A 17,573-nucleotide genomic window follows, 5' to 3' on the forward strand; every position below is an offset into this window, starting at 1 on the left:
GACGGGCCTTTGACCGGGCTGTGGGATCCGGCCTTTTCCACCATGGCGGGCACATATCACGCCGCGCCGGCCACGCTTCGGATATCCACAAACACACGCCGTCCACAGGGCGCGCCGCGGTGAGCGGCGGACCCTGCCACGGTCCGGCGGCATGACGACTCAGCGACGGGCGGTCGGGGCGTACGGCGAGCGGATCGCCGCCCGGCATCTGGAGGAACGCGGGCTGGAGGTCCTGGCCCGCAACTGGCGATGCGCCGACGGCGAGGTCGACCTGATCCTGCGGGACGGCGACACCGTCGTGTTCTGTGAGGTGAAGACGCGGCGGACGGCGACCTTCGGGCCACCGGCCGGCGCGGTCGACGGGCGCAAGGTGCGCAAGCTGCGGCAGCTCGCCGCTCGCTGGCTGGCCGAGTCCGGGACGCACGCCACACAGATCCGGTTCGACGTGGTGGAGGTCCTGCCGCAGCAGCGCGGGGCCAGCAAGGTCGTGCACCTCCGGGCGGCGTTCTGATGAGCTACGCCCGTGTGCTCTGCGTCGGCCTGGTCGGGGTGGCCGGCCGCCTCGTCGAGGTCGAGACCGACCTCTCCGCCGGCCTGCCGGCCGTGGTGCTGACCGGCCTGCCCGACACCGCGCTGCACGAGGCCCGGGATCGGGTCCGGGCCGCCGTGGTGAACAGCGGCTGCGACTGGCCGAACCGGCGGATCACGGTGAACCTGCTGCCCGCCGCCCTGCCGAAACACGGCAGCAGTTTTGACCTGGCGATCGCGGCGTCGCTGCTCACCGGGGCCGGTGAGCTGCCCGCCGCCCCGCTGGAGGGCGTGGTGCTGCTCGGCGAGCTGGGCCTGGACGGCGCGGTCCGGCCGGTGCGCGGCGTGCTCCCGATGGTGGCCGCCGCCGCCCGGGCCGGGGTCAGCCGGGTGATCGTCCCGCTGGCCAACGCCCGGGAGGCGAGCGTGGTGCCCGGCGTCACGGTGCGCGCCGTCGACTCGCTGCGCCGCCTGGTCGACTTCGTCCGGGGCGCCGGCCACCTGCTCGACCCGCTGCCCGAGGCGCCGCCCGCGGTCCGTTCCGGCCCGGATCTGGCCGACGTCGCCGGCCAGCAGTTCGGCCGGTACGCCCTGGAGATCGCCGCCGCGGGCGGGCACCACCTGGCCCTGCTCGGCCCGCCCGGGGCCGGCAAGACGATGCTCGCCGAGCGCCTCCCGTCGATCCTGCCCGAGCTCGGCGACGAGGCGGCGCTGGAGGTGACCGCGTTGCAGTCGATCGCCGGCCTGCTCCCGCCGGACAGCGGGCTGATCCGGCGGCCGCCGTTCCAGGCGCCGCACCACACGTCCAGCACCGCCGCGCTGATCGGCGGCGGGAGCGGGCTGGCCCGGCCCGGCGCGCTCAGCCTGGCGCACCGGGGCGTGCTGTTCCTGGACGAGGCGCCGGAGATCCCGCGGGTGACGCTGCAAGCGTTGCGGCAGCCGCTGGAGAGCGGGCGGGTGGTGATCGCCCGGACCCGGGGCACCACGGAGTATCCGGCGCGGGTCCAGCTGGTGCTGGCGGCGAATCCGTGCCCGTGCGCGTCCACCGCGGGCGACCAGAGCTGCACGTGCAGCCCGCTGACGCGACGGCGTTACCTGGGCCGGCTGTCCGGGCCGCTGCTGGACCGGATCGACATCCGGGTCGACCTGCTGCCGATGCGGGCCGCGCAACTCGTCGCCACCGGGACACCGGCCGAGCCGTCGTCGGTGGTGGCGAAACGGGTGGTCCGGGCCCGGGCCGCGGCGGCCGGGCGGTGGGCGACCGGTGGGTGGCAGGTGAACGCCGAGGTGCCGGGGCCGCAGTTGCGGCGGCCGCCGTGGATGTTGCCGGGCCGGGACACCGCGGTGTTGCGGGACGCGCTGGACCTGGGGACGGTGTCGGCACGGGGATTCGACCGGGTGTTGCGGCTGGCCTGGACGATCGCGGACCTCGACGGCCGGGACCGGCCGGGTGAGGCGGACGTGGCGGAGGCGTTGCAGCTCCGGACCGGGATGCTGGGCCCGTCGGCCGCCGTCCGCACCACGTCAGTGACGGGGAGGCCGCGGTGAAGCACCCTCCTGCGGCGCCCACGCTCCTCTCCGCGTCGCCGGGTCTCGGGAGGCGGCGGTGAGCGGGCCGGGGAGTCACGCCGACCGGGTCGCCCGGGCCGCCCTCACCTGGCTGGTCGAGCCCGGACATCGGGTGGTCTGGACACTGGTGCAGCAGGCCGGGGCGCCGGCCGTGCTGGATCGCCTGCTCGCCGGCGACATCCCGGACGGCTCCCTGCGCAGTGCGGTCGCGGCCCGGTCCAGGGCCGGTGACGCCCGGCAGGTCGCGGAGCTCGGGTTGCGGCAGGCCGCCCGGATCGGCGCCCGCCTGGTGGTGCCGGCCGACCCGGAGTGGCCGGTCCGGGTGGAGACCCTGGCCACGCTGGAGCTGGACTCCGGCGGCCGGATCAACCAGGACACCCGGCCACCGCTCTGCTTCTGGGTCCGCGGGGACCTGCCGCTCGGCGCGACGCTGGACCGGTCGGTGGCGATGGTCGGGGCGCGGGCGGCGACCGAGTACGGCGAGCACGTGACCATGGGTCTCGCTTCCGGGCTGGCCGAGCGAGGCTGGACGGTGGTGTCCGGCGGTGCGTTCGGGATCGACGCGGCGGCCCATCGCGGGACGCTCGCCGCGGACGGCGTGACCGTGGCGGTGCTGGCCTGTGGGGTGGAGCGGCCGTACCCGCTCGGCAACGCGGCGATGTTCGACCGGATCGTCGAGCGAGGCCTGCTGATCAGCGAGTGGCCGCCGGGCGCGGAGCCGCTGCGGCACCGCTTCCTGATCCGGAACCGGGTGATCGCGGCGGCCACCGCCGGGACCGTCGTGGTGGAGGCGGCCGCGCGCAGCGGGGCGACCCAGACGATGAGCCGGGTGCTCGCCCTGAACCGGCCGGCGATGGTCGTGCCCGGGCCGGTGACCTCGGCGATGTCGGTCGGTTGTCACGGGTTGCTGCGGAATCACCCGGCCGCCCGGCTGGTCACCTCGGCGGCCGACGTGCTGGAGGAGGTGGGGCGGATCGGGGAGTACCTGGAGCCGCCGCCACGCGGGCGGGAACGGGTCCGGGACCGGCTGGACGAGGAGTCGGCGCTGATCCTGGAGGCGTTTCCCCGGGGCGGGACGGCGACCCCGGAGGACCTGGCGGCGGAGGCAAGGCTGGATTTGCGTACGGTCCTGCGCCGGCTGTCCCTGCTCGAGGCGGCCGGCCTGGTGATCCGCACCGAGTCCGGGATCCGGCTGGTCCGGTGGCGAAGCTAGTTCCGTCACTCGAACGAGTGACGGAGATCGGCACTCAGCCTGTGTCGCCGATCACAGATCCTGATCGTCCCCTGTGGAGGCGCATCGTGGCGGGCACCTGCTCACACCACGGAATCCACCGCGCGACTGCGGAAATTCACTGTCACGCCCGCCTGGCCGGCACCGGTTTCCCGCAGGCCGGCGGGAAGGCCCGGTCCGGGGCCGGCGACCGAACGCCGCCCCGGACCGGGCAGAGAAGATCAGTCCTCGGATTCATCCAGGTCACGGCGATGGACCTTCATCCACGCCTCGACGTCCTCGGTCAGCCACACCTTGCCCTGCGCAAGGTCGGCGATCGGCTTCGGAAAGTCCGCGCGACTGGTGATCTGGTACGCCCGCTGGCGGCTCACGCCACCCAGGCGGATGCGGATCTCGTGTGCGCCCATGAGGCGGATCGGCTTCACTCCCACGTGATCGACCGTAGGCGCGAGACTATTAGGCAGTGGGCAACTTTTCGAACGACATCTAGTCCTGCATCACGTAGGCTCCCTCACCATGACTAGATGTCGTAAGACTACCGGAGAAGTCCCCTACTCCCCTGGTCATCGCCGCGACTGGCGGACCCTGTGGCGCCGGTGCCGGTGCGGATTGCCGGCTCCGTGCGTCGATCGGCGGGTGCCGCCGACCCGTATGCCGTATCCGGCACGGGACTCCACGCCGCCCGGGCGGACGTCGGCCGCGCGGCATGACCAGAAGCCGCGCATGGCGACGCCCGGCGCCGGAATTCCGCGGCAGCGGGGACCGGTTGACTCCGGCGCTCAGGGGGCGCCGCTCGCCGGGCAGCCGGGGCCGACCGGGTGGGTCGCCGCACCTGGCTCACGGCAGCGGCATCCGGAGGCGAATGTGGGCCGGGCCGGGAACCTGACACCGGGGCAACGGCATCGCACGCTCGGCAACGACCCGTTCCTATATCACGCGCATCGGCGGCGCGATCATCGCTGAGGGCGGCGGGCAGCGCATCCGGTCGAGCGCCCACCGTCGGCACGGTCGCGCTGAACAGGGCGAGCACCGCGTCCGTCGTCAACGCGATCACCGCTGAACACGGACAAGCACCCAAGCCGGCCGCACACACACGTCGGCACGACCGCCGCCTGACCGGACGCGACGGCACGACCGCCGCCTGACCAGACGCGACGGCACGACCGCCGCCTGACCAGACGCGACGGCACGACCGCCGCCTGACCAGACGCGACGGCACGACCGCCGCCTGACATGGCAGGCACCGCATCCATTCCGCATCGTCGTCGGCGCTGTTGCCGCCGACAGCGGGCAACCATCACATCCAGTCGCACACCCATCGCCGGATATCGAGCCGAGCAACGCAACCAGCGATGCATACGGCAGACCGGCGCGACCGAGGCTGGACGGTCGGCACAACCGAAGACCGTGGCGTGCTGGGCACCAGCGCCGCGAAGGGGCCGAGGACGCGGCCACAACCAAGCGTCCGCCTGACCGCACGACCACTCCGCACGCCAGCAGGCTGCGTGACCGGCGCTCCGACCGGCGCGGTGCGATCAGGGCGAGCGATCCGCACTCACGGCGACGATCCGGCCCCGTCATGGAGCCGCTGGCGTGCGAGTGGCACCCACAGGGAGCCGTCACGTGACGGCTCCGGACGGATCCGGGGGAAGAACATTGACCACCGCGCAAGACGTCGAGCACCTGTACCGCCGGCCGGACTGGGACTGCCGGGTCTGCGGCCTGCCGTGGCCCTGCGCCACCGCCCGGGCGGGGTTGCTGCATGAATACCGCGCTTTTCCGTCGCTGCTGCGGATCTATCTGTCCACGCAGATGTACGACGCGCTCGAGGACATGGCCGTCACCGGCGAGGTGACGCCGCTGAACCTGCACGAACGCTTTCTCGCCTGGGCCTTGTCGTGACGACGGCGTCGCACCCGGCACCACGCGGCGCGCGGAGGCCGAGCGCAGGGAACGGACGACGGTCGCGCCCAGCAGTCTCTCGACCAGCCTGGCAAAACCGCCGCCCGCCCGCCGCCCGGATCGGCCGGGCCTCTCCGGGGCGACACTGCCATCATAGTTACATCGGTCTGTAGGTACAACGTGACGGAACATCGTGGTCACGTAAAATAATCGCCATGATCGATCACTCGGCGGACCGCGCGGTCTTTCGGCAGCTCGCTGATCTGCTGCGCGATCAGATCAAGTCGGGCGCGCTCGGTCCCGGGGAGCCGCTGCCCAGTGAGCTGCGGCTGGCTCAGGATTACGGGATCAGCCGGACCACGGTGCGCCAGGCGATCGGCCAGCTGCGGACCGAGGGGCTGGTCACGGTGGACCGGCCCCGCGGGACCTTCGTCCGGGTGCCGGAGCCGGTCCAGGTCATCCCGCTCGCCCGGGGCGAGCGCGTCGGCGCCCGCATGCCAACCGACGCCGAGCGCCGCAAACACCGCCTCGGCGAGGGCGTCCCGGTCCTGGTCGTCACCGCCCCGGACGGCACCGAGACGGTCCACCCCGCAGACCGCGTGCACCTTTCCCGCCCCTGATCCCGAGATCACGCAGGTCACACCCTCACCCGCGAAACCCGCGGGGCTCCAGCCGCTGACCGCATCGTTCCTCCGGGCCGCAGGCAGGACACCGTCCCCATTCCTGTGCGCCCCAACCCGACGCCACCCTCCGGCCTGCGGAGCGCAGCAGGACATTGAACGCATTTCCGCGGGCCGCACGCCCCCAGATATGTGCGCGCGCACTCCGCGCCGACCGTGGGCTTGAAGACCACGCATTCCGCACCGCCCCGCGCCGATGACGTGCGGGTCGCGGGTGGTGGCTGAGGGATCTCGGCGGCGCGCCATGGTGGGAATCTATGGGTGGGGTGTGACAAGAATGGCGGCATGGACGCCTATCGACGACGGCCGGCTCGGCAGAGCGTGCGCGGGCTGCACGAGGCATTGCCGTGGGAGTTGCGCGAGGCCGTGGACCGGTTCGGGCATCACCTGGCGGTTGTCGAGGGGCGGTCGGCGCACACCGTGCGGGCCTATCTCGGCGACGTTGTCTCGCTGCTCACACACGCCGCCGATCAAGGGTGTTCCACGGTCGGCGAGCTGGACGTCGCGGTGCTTCGCGGGTGGCTCGCCGCGCGGTTGAGCGAGGGTGCCGCACGTACCTCGCAGGCACGCCGCGCCGCAGCGGCCCGGACCTTCACCGGGTGGGCGCATCGCATCGGCCTCTCCACCGGCGATCCGGGCGCCGGGTTGGCCAGCCCGCGCGCCCACCGGGACCTGCCCCACGTGCTCCGCGCCGATCAGGCCGCGGCCCTCGTCACCGCCCCGGGCAACCGTCCGGCACAACCCGGCGCGGCGAGCACGGCATCGGGCGATGATCCGACACCGCCACGCACCGCCGGGGACGGCCAGGACCGCCGGGACGCCGGGAAGGGTGCAGACCGCCGGAACGGCGGAGACGGCCAGGACTCCCGGGACGCCGAGAACGGCGAGGACCGCCGAGGGGTCGGGGAAGGTGCAGGCCGCCCGGAAGCCGGGGACGGTGACGAGCGCCGAGAAACCGGGACCGAGCAGGACCATCGGAACGGCGGGGACGGTTCGGACGGCGGGGCGAGTGGGGACGAGGTTTTCGTCGCGATGCGGGATCGGGCGGTTCTGGAGCTGCTGTATGCGACCGGAATCCGGGTCAGTGAGCTCTGCGATCTCGATCAGGCCGACGTCGACCACGGGCGGCAGGTGGTCCGGGTCTTCGGCAAGGGCGGCAAGGAGCGCGCCGTCCCCTACGGTCACCCGGCCCGCGACGCCCTCGCCGCCTGGCTACGCCACGGCCGCCCCGCCTTCGCGACAAAGGCCGCCACGACGCCAGCCGTCGAGCGAGGAAGAGGCAGGCAGACCGGCGACCCGCTGTTCCTGGGCCTCAAGGGTGGCCGCCTCCAACCCACCGTCGTCCGGCGCATAGTCGCCCGCGCCGCCCGCACCGCCGGCCTCCCCCACACCAAACCGCACGACCTCCGCCACTCGGCAGCCACCCACCTGCTCGACGGCGGCGCCGACCTCCGCGCCGTCCAGGAACTGCTCGGCCACAGTTCCCTGTCCAGCACCCAGATCTACACCCATGTCTCCACCGAGCGCCTGCGAGCCGCCTTCAACCAGGCCCATCCACGAGCCTGAAACCGTGCCCACCACGTACGATCCTGAACATGAGCGCCGAAGATCCGCCCCGCCCCATTCCCGGCGCCCGGCTCCTGTTCTCGATCGACCCCGCGGTGTCCTATCTCAACCACGGCTCCTTCGGCGCGATCCCGTTCAGCGTGCAGCGCGCCCAGCAGCGCCTGCGCGACGAGATGGAGCTGAACCCGATGCGGTTCTTCGGCGACGGGCTGCTCGACCGGGTGGTCCACACCCGACGGCATCTGGCCGGCTTCCTGGGCGCCGACCCGGACGGCAGCGCGCTGGTCACGAACACCACCGCCGCGGTCAGCCTGGTGCTTCAGTCGGCGGGTCTGGGGCGGTCGGACGAGGTGCTGCTCACCGACCACGCCTACGGCGCGGTCGCGATGGCGGTGCGGCGGGAGTGCCGGCGCACCGGCGCGACCGCCCGGACGATCGCGGTGCCGCTCGGTGCCGACGGGCCGGAGATCATCTCGCGGGTGCGGTCCGCGCTCCGCCCCGGCCGCACCCGTCTGCTCATCGTCGACCAGGTGACCTCGGCCACCGTCACCCTGCTGCCGGTCCAGGAGATCGTGGCCTCGGCCCGCGCGCTGGGCATCCCGGTGTTCGTCGACGCGGCGCACGTGCCGGGCATGCTGCCGGTGGACGTCACCGCGATCGGCGCGGACTTCTGGGTGGGCAACCTGCACAAGTGGGCGTGGGCGCCGCGCGGCACCTCGCTGCTGACGGTGGCCCCGGAGTGGCGCCGGCGGATCGACCCGCTGGTCGTCTCCTGGGAGCACGATCAGGGCTTCCCCACATCGGTGGAGTCGCAGGGGACGCTCGACTACACCCCGTGGCTGGCGGCGCCGGCCGGTCTCTACGCCATGCACACGCTCGGGCTGGACGCGATCCGGGAGCACAACGCGGCGCTCGCGGCGTACGGTCAGCGGGTTGTCGGTCGCGCTCTCGGCCTGTCGCCGGCGGACCTCCCGGACCCGGGCGGACCCGGGGTCTCGATGCGGATCGTGCCGCTGCCGGCCGGGCTGGCCACGACCTACCCGGAGGCGCACGCGCTGCGCCAGCACATCGCCGACAAGCTGGGCGTGGAGGTCGCGGTGAACGCCTGGGGCGGCCGGGGCCTGATGCGGCTGAGCGCGCAGATCTACAACCGGCCGGAGGAGTATGACCTGCTCGCCGAGCGCCTACCCACCCTGCTGAGCACCTGGCAGTGGTAACAACCGGACCCGGCCCAGACCCAGCAGGGTGAGCGGGTCGAGATAACCCCCGGCCTGCCGGACACCCCAGTGCAGGCAGGCGGCGACCGGACAGCCCGGGTGCCCGGTGTCGAGCGTGCCCAGCGGATCGCCGGCTGCCACACGGTCGCCGACCGTGACGGCCGCGGTCACCGGCTCATAGGTGCTGCGCAGCCCGCCCGCGTGCGCGACGCTGACCACCCCGCGCCCGGCGAGCACCTGGGCATAGACGACGATGCCCGGCCCGGCCGAGCGGACCGTCGTCCCGGGCGGCGCCGCCAGGTCGACGCCGCGATGCCCGGCCAGCCAGGGCTGTGGTGGCAGCTCGAAGCGCCGGGTCACCCGAGGCGGCGTGACCGGCCAGCCGTAGGGACCCGGGACCGGGAGCGCGGCCAGGACGAAGGCGAGGAACAGGAACATGCGGGCGAGTCTGGCCGGACGTCAGCCGGCCGGCGACCCGCCCTGTGGACGACCGCCCGCTGTGGAAAAGCTCAGCCGCCGAAGCCGGCGTCGTCCGGCAGCGAGATGTCCGGTTTCTCGAGCTCCTCGACGTTCACGTCCTTGAACGTCATCACCCGGACGTTCTTGACGAACCGCGCCGGACGGTACATGTCCCAGACCCACGCGTCGTGCATCTCGACCTCGAAATACACCTCGCCGTCGGAGTTGCGCACGTGCAGGTCCACCTGGTTGGCCAGGTAGAACCGGCGCTCCGTCTCCACCACGTAGGAGAACTGGCGGACGATGTCGCGATACTCCCGGTAGAGCTGGAGCTCCATCTCGGTCTCGTACTTCTCGAGATCCTCTGCGCTCATCGTGTTTCGCCCTCCATGGCCTCATCTTCCCCCACCGACGGCGACGGCTGAGGCTGCTCGCCCGACGCCACGCCGACGGTACCCTCAGCCGCCCCTGGAAGCAGCAGCGGCTCGGTAACGGATACGTCGAACAACGACGGCACCGGGTCCGCCGGGCGGGACGCCGGCCGGCGTGCTCGCGGCGGCACGTTGCCCCGGCCGGAGACGGCGGCAACGTTCACATACGAGAACCGGTGCTCGGCGCAGGGCCCGTGCTTCGAGAGCGCAGCGCTGTGTTCGTCCGTTATATAACCTTTGTGCACGGCAAAACCGTAATCCGGGAACTTCTCGTCGAGTTCCACCATGAGCCGGTCCCGGGTGACCTTGGCCAGCACGCTGGCCGCCGCGACACAGGCCGCCACCCGGTCACCCTTCCACACCGCCAGCCCGGGCACGCCCAGCCCGTCCACCGGGAAACCGTCGGTCAACACATACTCCGGGCGGACGGTGAGCGAGGCGAGCGCGCGCCGCATCGCCGCCAGGTTGCACACGTGCAGGCCGCGGGCGTCCACCTCAGTCGGCGGGATGATCATGACGGACCAGGCCAGCGCGCGGGCGATCACCTGCTCATACACCCGCTCCCGGGCCGCGGCGGTGAGCAGCTTGGAGTCGGCCAGGCCGGGCACCTCGCCGCGCTTGCCGGCCGGCAGGATCGCCGCGGCGGCCACCAGCGGACCGGCGCAGGCGCCCCGGCCCGCCTCGTCGGCGCCGGCCACGTGGGCGAAGCCGCGCCGCTGGAGCGCCTGCTCCAGGGCGTAGAGCCCGGCCTCCCGGCGCACCACGGTGCGAGGCGGCGCCAACATCAAAGACCCATTTCCGGTACGCCCTGAGCCGCCTCGACCTGCGAGCGCAGCAGCGCCGCCAGATCCGCCGGGTAGATCAGCTCGTCGCTCGCCTCGATCTCGGCCGCCGACCACCAGCGATGCTCGGTGATGGTGAGCCGCTCCTCGGCGTCCATCCCGGCGGTGTCGACCTGCCAGTCGGCGACCCGCAGCACGAAGAAGTCCTGAGCCTGCACGTAGTCCCGGCCGTTGTAGGAGAACTCGGCCCGCTCGTGCCGGATCGGACCGGCCAGCTCGGCCGGGTCGGCCCGCAGCCCGGTCTCCTCGAACAGCTCCCGCGCGGCCGCCTCGGCCGTGCTCTCCCCCGGCTCCAGCCCGCCGCCCGGCGTGAACCACCAGCGCATGCCCGGCCGGGCCGGGTCACCGCCGTGCAGCAGCAGTGCGCGGCCCGCCAGGTCGACCAGGAGAACCCGGCCGGCGCGGCGGGTGATCACGTGCTGGTTCGAGTCGGTCACGGGTCAAGCCTAAGCGCCCGAGGTCGATCTTCCGAACCGCCCTCTCACTGACCGGCGGCGTCCGGGATGTCTTTGTACGTGTCCGGCACGGTCAGCCAGGTGGCGCGACCGGCCGGCCAGAAGATCGTGAACGCCCGGCCGACCACCGAATCGATGGTGATCGTCGAGTCCGCCATCTTGCCGGCCTCGTCGGCGGCGGTGCTCTGCTCGTAGTGCTCCAGCGAGTCCCCGGAGGCCTCGCGGTGGTCCCCCATCACCCACAGCCGCCCGGCCGGGACGGTGATGTCGAATTTCTCGTCGGCCACCTGGTTGCGGGTGCCGTCGGCGTCGGTGTAGATGTACGGCTCGTCCAGCGAGTGCCCGTTGATGACGAGCCGGTTCTGCGCGTCGCAGCAGATCACGTGATCGCCCGGGGTGCCGATGACCCGCTTGATGAAGTCCTCACCCTCGGCGCCGGACTGCCACTCGCCGGGCGCCTTGAAGACGATGATCTCGCCGCGTTTCGGATCCCGGAAGTCATAGACGAGCTTGTTGACCAGCACCCGGTCCCACACGTTGAGGGTGTGCTCCATCGACGGCGACGGGATGTAGAACGTCTGGAGCACGAAGGCGCGCACCAGGACGGCGACCAGAATCGCCACGCCCAGCAGGATGGGGAGCTCGCGCCAGAAGGACCCGCGACGTTTTTCGGTCTGCTCGTCAATCACGCTCGGAGCCTACGTCGTCGAGTCACGAACGACATGCCGGAACGCGCGGATAACGCCGCACTCAGCAGCAGCGGGACGATGCTGCCGGCCACCTCGGGATCCTGTCGCGGCTGGGGCACGGGAGGCCCGGCGGCCGCGGTCGGATGGTCCTCGGCGAACTGTTTCCAGACCGGCGGGACATCGAGACTCTTGAATCGATCGCTCGGCCAGACGATCACGAACGCGCGACCGATCACGTTCTGGATCGGCACCGGACCCTGGCATCGCGCGTCCTGGGAGACCTTGCGGTGGTCACCCATCACGAACATCTGCCCGGCCGGCACGGTGATCTCGGCGAATTTCCGGCTGGTGCACTGACCGGCGATCGGCGGCTGGCTCAGGTCGGAGTTGAAGCCGTCGGCGATGTACGCCTCATCGATGGCCACCCCGTTCACCGTGATCCGGCCCTGGTCGTCACAGCAGGCGACCTTGTCACCCGGAAGGCCGATCACCCGTTTGATGAAATCGCGCTCCCCGGGGCGGCTGACCCCGACCAGGTCACCGATGGTCCGGCCGAGTTTCGCCCCGAACGTGTTGCTGGCCGGCTCGGTCGTCTCCGGCGCCCAGTTGTCGGTGCCGCGGAACACCACGATCTCCCCGCGCAGCGGGTCGCGCATGTCGTAGACGACCTTGTTGACCAGCACCCGATCCTTGAGTTCCAGCGTCTTCTGCATCGACCCGGAGGGGATGTAGAACGCCTGGACCAGGAAGGTGCGGATGAGCACGGCCAGGCAGAACGCGACCACGAGCAGCAGCGGGAGCTCCTGCCAGAGGGGCATCTCCTTGCGCCGCAGCACCGACCGCCGCCGGGCCGTCGGACGATAGCCTTCCATCGGATCCACGCTTCGCATCTCCTGACGCTTCCGGCCGAACCGCCCCCGGATACAGCACTACCGCCCGAGTTTCCCGGCTAGGGAAAGTTACGAGCGGTAGGACTGAAATGGTTCATCATCCGGCACAGCCGTCAGCCTAGGCCCTCGCGGCTGTGCCGGATCTGAGAGGCTCAGACGGACTGCTTCTCCCGCAGCTCCTTGATCTTGGCCTTCTTGCCACGGAGCTCACGCAGGTAGTAGAGCTTGGCGCGGCGGACGTCACCACGGGTGACGACCTCGATCTTGTCGATCACCGGGCTGTTGAACGGGTAGGTCCGCTCGACACCGACGCCGAAGCTGATCTTCCGGACCTTGAAGGTCTCGCGCAGGCCGGAGCCCTGACGACCGATCACGACGCCCTGGAAGACCTGGACACGGGAACGGTTACCTTCGACGACCCGGGCGTACACCTTGAGCGTGTCACCGGCCCGGAAGTCCGGGATGTCGGTGCGCCGCGACTGGGCGTCGAGCTCGTCCAGCGTGTTCATCGCTGCATCCTCGTATAACTAGTGCGCACCGTGAGTTCGGTGACGCAGACGGGTACTGCTGACTCCCCATCACTCCAGAGAGTCCTCGCTTCCGCCCCACGGCGCGGGGCGAAAACGGCAACCTCCCTACTTTGCCACACCGGGTGGCGGGAGCTCCAATCCGGCCTCGTCGAGGGCCTTGCGGTCCTTCTTGTCGAGGTTCTCCGGCGGGTAGGCCGCGAACAGGTCCGGCCGCCGGGCCGCGGTCCGCAACAAACTTTCGGTACGCCGCCAGCGAGCGATCCGCCCGTGGTCGCCCGAGCGCAGCACCTCCGGAACGTCCCGGTCCCGCCAGGACGCCGGCTTGGTGTACACCGGGGCCTCCAGCAGGCCGGCCGCGTGCGACTCCTCGGTCAGCGAGTCGGCGTTGCCGAGCACCCCGGGCAGCAGGCGGGTGATCGCCTCCATGATCACGATGACCGCGACCTCGCCGCCGAACAGCACGTAGTCGCCGAGCGAGACCTCGCGCACCGGCATCCGCGCCGCGGCGTCGTCGATCACCCGCTGGTCGATGCCCTCATATCGCCCGCAGGCGAAGACCAGGTGCGGCAGGGCGGCCAGCTCGTACGCGTCGGCCTGGGTGAACGGCTTGCCCACCGGGGACGGGATGACCAGCGTCGACCCGGGTGTGACGACCGCGTCGAGCGCCTCGCCCCACGGCTCGGGGCGCATCACCATGCCGGGGCCGCCGCCGTACGGGCTGTCGTCCACCGTCCGGTGCACGTCATAGGTCCAGGTGCGCAGATCGTGCACGGACAGATCGAGCGTCCCGGTGGTCCGCGCCTTGCCGATCAGCGAGAGGTCGAGCGGGGCGAAGTAATCCGGGAAGATCGAGATGATGTCGACCTTCACAGATCGAGGAGGCCTTCCGGGAGGTCCACGATCACCCGGCCGCCGGCGATGTCGACGGTCGGCACGATCGCGGTGACGAAGGGGATCAGCGCGGTCCCGCCACCGGACTTGGCCAGCACGATCAGGTCGGAGGCCGGGGCGTGCTCGATGCGCTGCACGGTGCCGAGCGCGGACCCGTCGAGCGACTCCACGCGCAGCCCGATCAGCTGGTGGTCGTGGAACTCGTCCGGGTCCTCCGGGGGCGCCAGATCGGCGCTGTCCACCTGGAGGAACACGCCGCGCATCGCCTCGGCGACGTTGCGGTCGTGGATGCCCTCGAACACGGCGATGCCGCGGCCCTGATGCCAGCGGATCGACTCGAGCTTGAGCTGCTTGGGAACTTCGAACCGGACGCCCGGAGCGGACGCGCCCGCCGGGCCGGTGCTCACCCGGCGGTCCCGGGGGACCTCCGTGGTGAACACCGACCCGACGGTGAAGCGTTCCTCCGGCTCGTCGGTCCGCACGACCACCGAGACCTCGCCCCGGATGCCGTGCGGTTTACCGATCTGGCCGACGACGAGAAGCACCTGAACTCCCTTTTTGCGGGACGGCGAAGCCGTTTCGGGAAGCTCCATCAGAACTCCCTTTTTGCAGTACGGCGAAGCCGTTTCGGGAAGCTCAGTCAGTACGCGTCGACGATGTCGACGCGGATACCGCGCCCACCGATCGACCCGATCACCTGACGCAGCGCCTTGGCCGTGCGCCCGTTGCGCCCGATGACCGTTCCCAGGTCCTCGGGGTGCACACGGACCTCGAGCCGCTTGCCGCGGCGCGAGTCGACCAGGCGGACCCGGACGTCGTCCGGGTTGTCGACGATGCCCTTGACGAGGTGCTCCAGCGCGGGCCGGAGCGCCCCGTCAGTTCGCGTCGGCGCCGGCACCGGCCGGGTCCTCAGCCGTCTCGGCGACAGCCTCACGGTTCGGCTCGGCCGGGTCGGCGGCCTTGGTCTCCGCCGGCTTGGCCTCGGCGGCCTCCGGAGCGGCGGCCGGCTTCGACTCGGACTTCGCCTTCTTCGGGGTGGCGGCCGGCTTGGTGTCGGCGAGCCCGGCAGCGGCCTTCGCCTCGGCCTCGTAGACCTCGGTGCGGCTCTGCTTGCTCGGCGCGACGAGCAGCGGCGCCGGAGCCGGCAGGCCCTTGAACTTCTGCCAGTCGCCGGTCTTCTCGAGGATGCGCTGCACCGGCTCGGACGGCTGGGCGCCGACGGAGAGCCAGTACTGCACGCGCTCGGACTTGACCTCGATCACCGAGGGGTGTTCCTTCGGCTGGTAGATGCCGATGTACTCGATGGCGCGGCCGTCGCGCTTGGTGCGCGAGTCGGCGACGACGATGCGGTACTGCGGGTTGCGGATCTTGCCCATCCGCAGGAGCCGGATCTTAACGGCCACGGTGTATTCGCTCCTGGTGACTGCGTGGGTGAGCCGACCGGAACCCGCGTGGGGATGCGGGGCCGATGCCTCGTGGATTGGCGGTGCGTGCGGGGTTAGAGGGCGCCACACGACATGCCGGATACCAACAAGCCATTCTGCCAGACCGGAGGGCCGGAAGCCCAACCGGCCCCGCTATGTCCTTGCTTCCACCGGGCGGTCCCAGCCGGCCGGCAGCTCGGCCGGCGCCGTCCAGGCCGGATCCGGGCGGAAATCGGTCCAGGTGCCGTCGAACGGGAACTCCCCCGCCTCGATCTTCTTGATCACTCGGCGGCCCTCCGCCCAGACCTCGGCCTCGTCACGCACCCAGTAGTGCTCGGGCGCGGCGAGCCGCTCGGCGAACTCGTCCTCGTCCTTCCACCGCCAGGTCCGGTCGGGGTAGGCCACGACGTCCAGGTCCTGGTCGATCACGTCGATCCCGGCGACCTCGCCGTCGTCCCAGCGGATCGCCGACTCCTCCAGGTTGACGTACCAGTTGGTGAAGTCGCCCTGATCGTCGCGGAACCACCAGACCGAATGGTTCGCCCCGGGCGGAAACAGGCGCAACACGCCCGGCCCGCGCCAGGTCGCGATCCGTGGCGCCTTCGCGACGGTCGCCCAGTCGAGGAACGACGGCAGGTCCCGGGCGAACCGCCCGTCCAGCGTCGTCTCGACCGCGATGGTGGAGCCGCGGGCCACCCAGAGGAGCAGCCCGCGCTCGTCGTCCGAGACCACCCGGCCGGGATGCACGAAGGCGATCCGGCCACGGTGGGTGTCACGGTGCAGGACCAGACGTCCCGGTTCGAAGCTCACGCTCAGTACGAACGACCCAGGTAGGCGATCAGGCCCGGCTCCTCGTCCGACTCCGGCATGCTGCCGTCCTCGCGGGTGAGGCAGCGGACCGTGACGGCCTTGCCGTTCGCCTCCTTCTCCCCGGCCTCGCCGATGGCGGCCCACGGCACCCGGGCCCAGCCGGTCTGCGACGCCTCGATCGCCTCGCCCAGCGTCTTCACGTCGACGGTGCGCTCCACCCGGAACGCCAGCGCGTCGTCGTAGAGCCGCTGCTGGTCCGCCTTGAGCGCGGCGACCACGGCGTTGGCCACCTCGGCCAGGGCGACCGGCGACTTCGAGCCGTCGATCCGGCGGGCGATCACCGCGTTGCCGTTGGCCAGGTCACGGGGGCCGACCTCGACGCGGACCGGGATGCCCTGCAACTCGGCGTCGACCGCGCGCCGGCCGAACGGGATGTCGGCACGGTCGTCCAGCTTCACGCGTACGCCGGCTGTCTTGAGGTCCTCGCGGAGCTGTGCCGCGGCCTCCGCGACGCCCTCGCCTGCCTTGACCACCATGATCTGCACCTGGATCGGCGCCAGCCGCGGCGGCAGCCGCAGGCCGTTGTCGTCGCCGTGCACCATGATCAGGCCGCCGACCATGCGGGTCGACGTGCCCCACGACGTGGTCCAGGCGTGCTCGACGGTGCGCTCGGCCGACGAGTACGTGATGTCGAACGCCTTCGCGAAGTTCTGCCCGAGCTCGTGCGAGGTGCCCATCTGGAGCGCCTTGCCGTCGCCCATCATGGCCTCGACGGTCATCGTGTTGGTCGCGCCGGCGAACCGCTCGCCCTTGGTCTTACGGCCGGGCACCACCGGGATGGCCAGCAGCTCCTCCATGAACGCCTGGTAGACGTGCTTGTGGATCTCCCGGGCGTGCTCCCGCGCGTCCTGCTCGGTGGCGTGCGCGGTGTGCCCCTCCTGCCAGAGGAACTCGGTGGTCCGCAGGAAGGTCCGCGGCCGCAGCTCCCAGCGCACCACGTTGGCCCACTGGTTCAGCAGCAGGGGGAGATCACGGTACGAGTCGACCCACTTGGCCATGAACTCGCCGATCACGGTCTCGCTGGTGGGCCGGACCACCAGCGGCTCGGCGAGCTCCTTGCCGCCGGCGTGGGTGACCACGGCCAGCTCCGGCGAGAAGCCCTCGACGTGGTCGGCCTCGCGGCGCAGGTAGTTCTCCGGGATGAAGAGCGGGAAGTACGCGTTCTGCACGCCCTGCTCTTTGATCCGGGCGTCCATGTCGGCCTGCATGCGCTCCCAGATGGCGTAGCCGACCGGCCGGATCACCATCGTGCCGCGCACCGGGCCGTTGTCGGCGAGCTGCGCCTTGGCGATGAGGTCCTGATACCAGCGGGGGAAGTCCTCCGCACGGGGAGTGAGCACGCGAGCCATGACCACGCATCCTAGTCGTGACCGGACCGCAACCCGCCGGGTGGGCTTCC

General features: G+C 71.5%; 21 protein-coding genes. 7 read left to right on the forward strand and 14 right to left on the reverse strand.

The genetic code is table 11. From position 1 onward, the window contains the following. The first annotated feature begins 151 nt into the window (after positions 1-151). From Aiant_RS15290 to dprA, 3 genes are read left to right on the forward strand one after another with little or no spacing between them, the layout of a single operon-like run. A complete protein-coding gene (locus tag Aiant_RS15290) occupies positions 152-511 on the forward strand; it encodes a YraN family protein (RefSeq protein ID WP_189328862.1) in 360 nt (119 codons plus the stop codon). Further along, the gene (locus Aiant_RS15295) at positions 511-2,076 is read left to right on the forward strand and encodes a YifB family Mg chelatase-like AAA ATPase (RefSeq protein WP_189328861.1); all 1,566 of its coding nucleotides are present in this window, start codon (positions 511-513) and stop codon (positions 2,074-2,076) included. Before Aiant_RS15290 ends, Aiant_RS15295 begins: the two co-directional genes overlap by 1 nt. 58 nt (positions 2,077-2,134) lie before the next feature. Continuing rightward, the gene (dprA, locus tag Aiant_RS15300; protein ID WP_189328860.1) at positions 2,135-3,310 is read left to right on the forward strand and encodes a DNA-processing protein DprA; all 1,176 of its coding nucleotides are present in this window, start codon (positions 2,135-2,137) and stop codon (positions 3,308-3,310) included. A 239-nt stretch (positions 3,311-3,549) separates the two neighbouring features. On the opposite strand, the gene Aiant_RS15305 is transcribed toward dprA, so the two are convergent. Further along, complete coding sequence (locus Aiant_RS15305) at positions 3,550-3,735, reverse strand: DNA-binding protein (protein ID WP_185046227.1); 186 nt, start codon at positions 3,733-3,735, stop codon at positions 3,550-3,552. Between the two features lie 1,249 nt (positions 3,736-4,984). Here Aiant_RS15305 and Aiant_RS15310 point away from each other — a divergent pair. From Aiant_RS15310 to Aiant_RS15325, 4 genes are all read left to right on the forward strand, one after another. After that, a complete protein-coding gene (locus tag Aiant_RS15310) occupies positions 4,985-5,230 on the forward strand; it encodes a hypothetical protein (RefSeq protein WP_189328859.1) in 246 nt (81 codons plus the stop codon). 215 nt (positions 5,231-5,445) lie between these two features. Then, positions 5,446-5,850 (forward strand): winged helix-turn-helix domain-containing protein, encoded by a 405-nt coding sequence (locus Aiant_RS15315; protein WP_189328858.1) that lies wholly within the window; start codon positions 5,446-5,448, stop codon positions 5,848-5,850. Positions 5,851-6,195: 345 nt separating this feature from the next. After that, positions 6,196-7,476: a tyrosine-type recombinase/integrase gene (locus tag Aiant_RS15320; RefSeq protein ID WP_189328857.1), complete on the forward strand. Its 1,281-nt coding sequence runs from the start codon at positions 6,196-6,198 to the stop codon at positions 7,474-7,476. Between the two features lie 29 nt (positions 7,477-7,505). After that, positions 7,506-8,693 (forward strand): aminotransferase class V-fold PLP-dependent enzyme, encoded by a 1,188-nt coding sequence (locus Aiant_RS15325; RefSeq protein WP_189328856.1) that lies wholly within the window; start codon positions 7,506-7,508, stop codon positions 8,691-8,693. Here Aiant_RS15325 and Aiant_RS15330 read toward each other — a convergent pair. From Aiant_RS15330 to proS, 13 genes are all read right to left on the reverse strand, one after another. Continuing rightward, positions 8,661-9,131 carry a M23 family metallopeptidase gene (locus tag Aiant_RS15330; RefSeq protein ID WP_189328855.1) on the reverse strand — a complete coding sequence of 157 codons (471 nt, stop codon included), beginning with the start codon at positions 9,129-9,131 and terminating at the stop codon, positions 8,661-8,663. The genes Aiant_RS15325 and Aiant_RS15330 overlap by 33 nt on opposite strands. Positions 9,132-9,202: 71 nt before the next feature. Next, positions 9,203-9,526, reverse strand: a complete 324-nt coding sequence (locus Aiant_RS15335; RefSeq protein WP_014447123.1) for a DUF2469 domain-containing protein — start codon at positions 9,524-9,526, stop codon at positions 9,203-9,205. Further along, complete coding sequence (locus Aiant_RS15340) at positions 9,523-10,368, reverse strand: ribonuclease HII (RefSeq protein ID WP_189328854.1); 846 nt, start codon at positions 10,366-10,368, stop codon at positions 9,523-9,525. The genes Aiant_RS15335 and Aiant_RS15340 overlap by 4 nt, the downstream gene beginning before the upstream one ends. Next, complete coding sequence (locus tag Aiant_RS15345; RefSeq protein WP_229829844.1) at positions 10,368-10,862, reverse strand: NUDIX hydrolase; 495 nt, start codon at positions 10,860-10,862, stop codon at positions 10,368-10,370. Before Aiant_RS15345 ends, Aiant_RS15340 begins: the two co-directional genes overlap by 1 nt. 44 nt (positions 10,863-10,906) lie before the next feature. Further along, the gene (gene lepB / locus Aiant_RS15350; RefSeq protein ID WP_189328853.1) at positions 10,907-11,569 is read right to left on the reverse strand and encodes a signal peptidase I; all 663 of its coding nucleotides are present in this window, start codon (positions 11,567-11,569) and stop codon (positions 10,907-10,909) included. Next, positions 11,566-12,441, reverse strand: coding sequence for a signal peptidase I (gene lepB / locus Aiant_RS15355; RefSeq protein WP_229829843.1), 876 nt, complete (start codon positions 12,439-12,441; stop codon positions 11,566-11,568). Before lepB (Aiant_RS15355) ends, lepB (Aiant_RS15350) begins: the two co-directional genes overlap by 4 nt. Before the next feature lie 170 nt (positions 12,442-12,611). After that, positions 12,612-12,968: a 50S ribosomal protein L19 gene (rplS, locus tag Aiant_RS15360; protein WP_189328851.1), complete on the reverse strand. Its 357-nt coding sequence runs from the start codon at positions 12,966-12,968 to the stop codon at positions 12,612-12,614. Positions 12,969-13,094: 126 nt separating this feature from the next. Then, complete coding sequence (trmD, locus tag Aiant_RS15365) at positions 13,095-13,859, reverse strand: tRNA (guanosine(37)-N1)-methyltransferase TrmD (RefSeq protein ID WP_189328850.1); 765 nt, start codon at positions 13,857-13,859, stop codon at positions 13,095-13,097. Further along, positions 13,856-14,425, reverse strand: coding sequence for a ribosome maturation factor RimM (gene rimM, locus Aiant_RS15370; RefSeq protein WP_245006657.1), 570 nt, complete (start codon positions 14,423-14,425; stop codon positions 13,856-13,858). The genes trmD and rimM overlap by 4 nt, the downstream gene beginning before the upstream one ends. Positions 14,426-14,520: 95 nt before the next feature. Then, positions 14,521-14,778, reverse strand: coding sequence for an RNA-binding protein (locus Aiant_RS15375; protein WP_189328848.1), 258 nt, complete (start codon positions 14,776-14,778; stop codon positions 14,521-14,523). After that, on the reverse strand, positions 14,756-15,283 hold the full coding sequence (gene rpsP / locus Aiant_RS15380) for a 30S ribosomal protein S16 (protein WP_189328847.1): 528 nt from the start codon (positions 15,281-15,283) through the stop codon (positions 14,756-14,758). Before rpsP ends, Aiant_RS15375 begins: the two co-directional genes overlap by 23 nt. A gap of 174 nt (positions 15,284-15,457) precedes the next feature. Further along, positions 15,458-16,114, reverse strand: coding sequence for a ribonuclease FAU-1 family protein (locus Aiant_RS15385; RefSeq protein WP_189328846.1), 657 nt, complete (start codon positions 16,112-16,114; stop codon positions 15,458-15,460). A 2-nt stretch (positions 16,115-16,116) separates the two neighbouring features. Continuing rightward, entirely contained in the window at positions 16,117-17,523 is a 1,407-nt protein-coding gene (gene proS / locus Aiant_RS15390) for a proline--tRNA ligase (RefSeq protein WP_189328845.1), read from the reverse strand. Between the last annotated feature and the right edge of the window lie 50 nt (positions 17,524-17,573).

The organism is Actinoplanes ianthinogenes (assembly GCF_018324205.1).
GTDB classification, from domain to species: Bacteria; Actinomycetota; Actinomycetes; order Mycobacteriales; family Micromonosporaceae; genus Actinoplanes; species Actinoplanes ianthinogenes.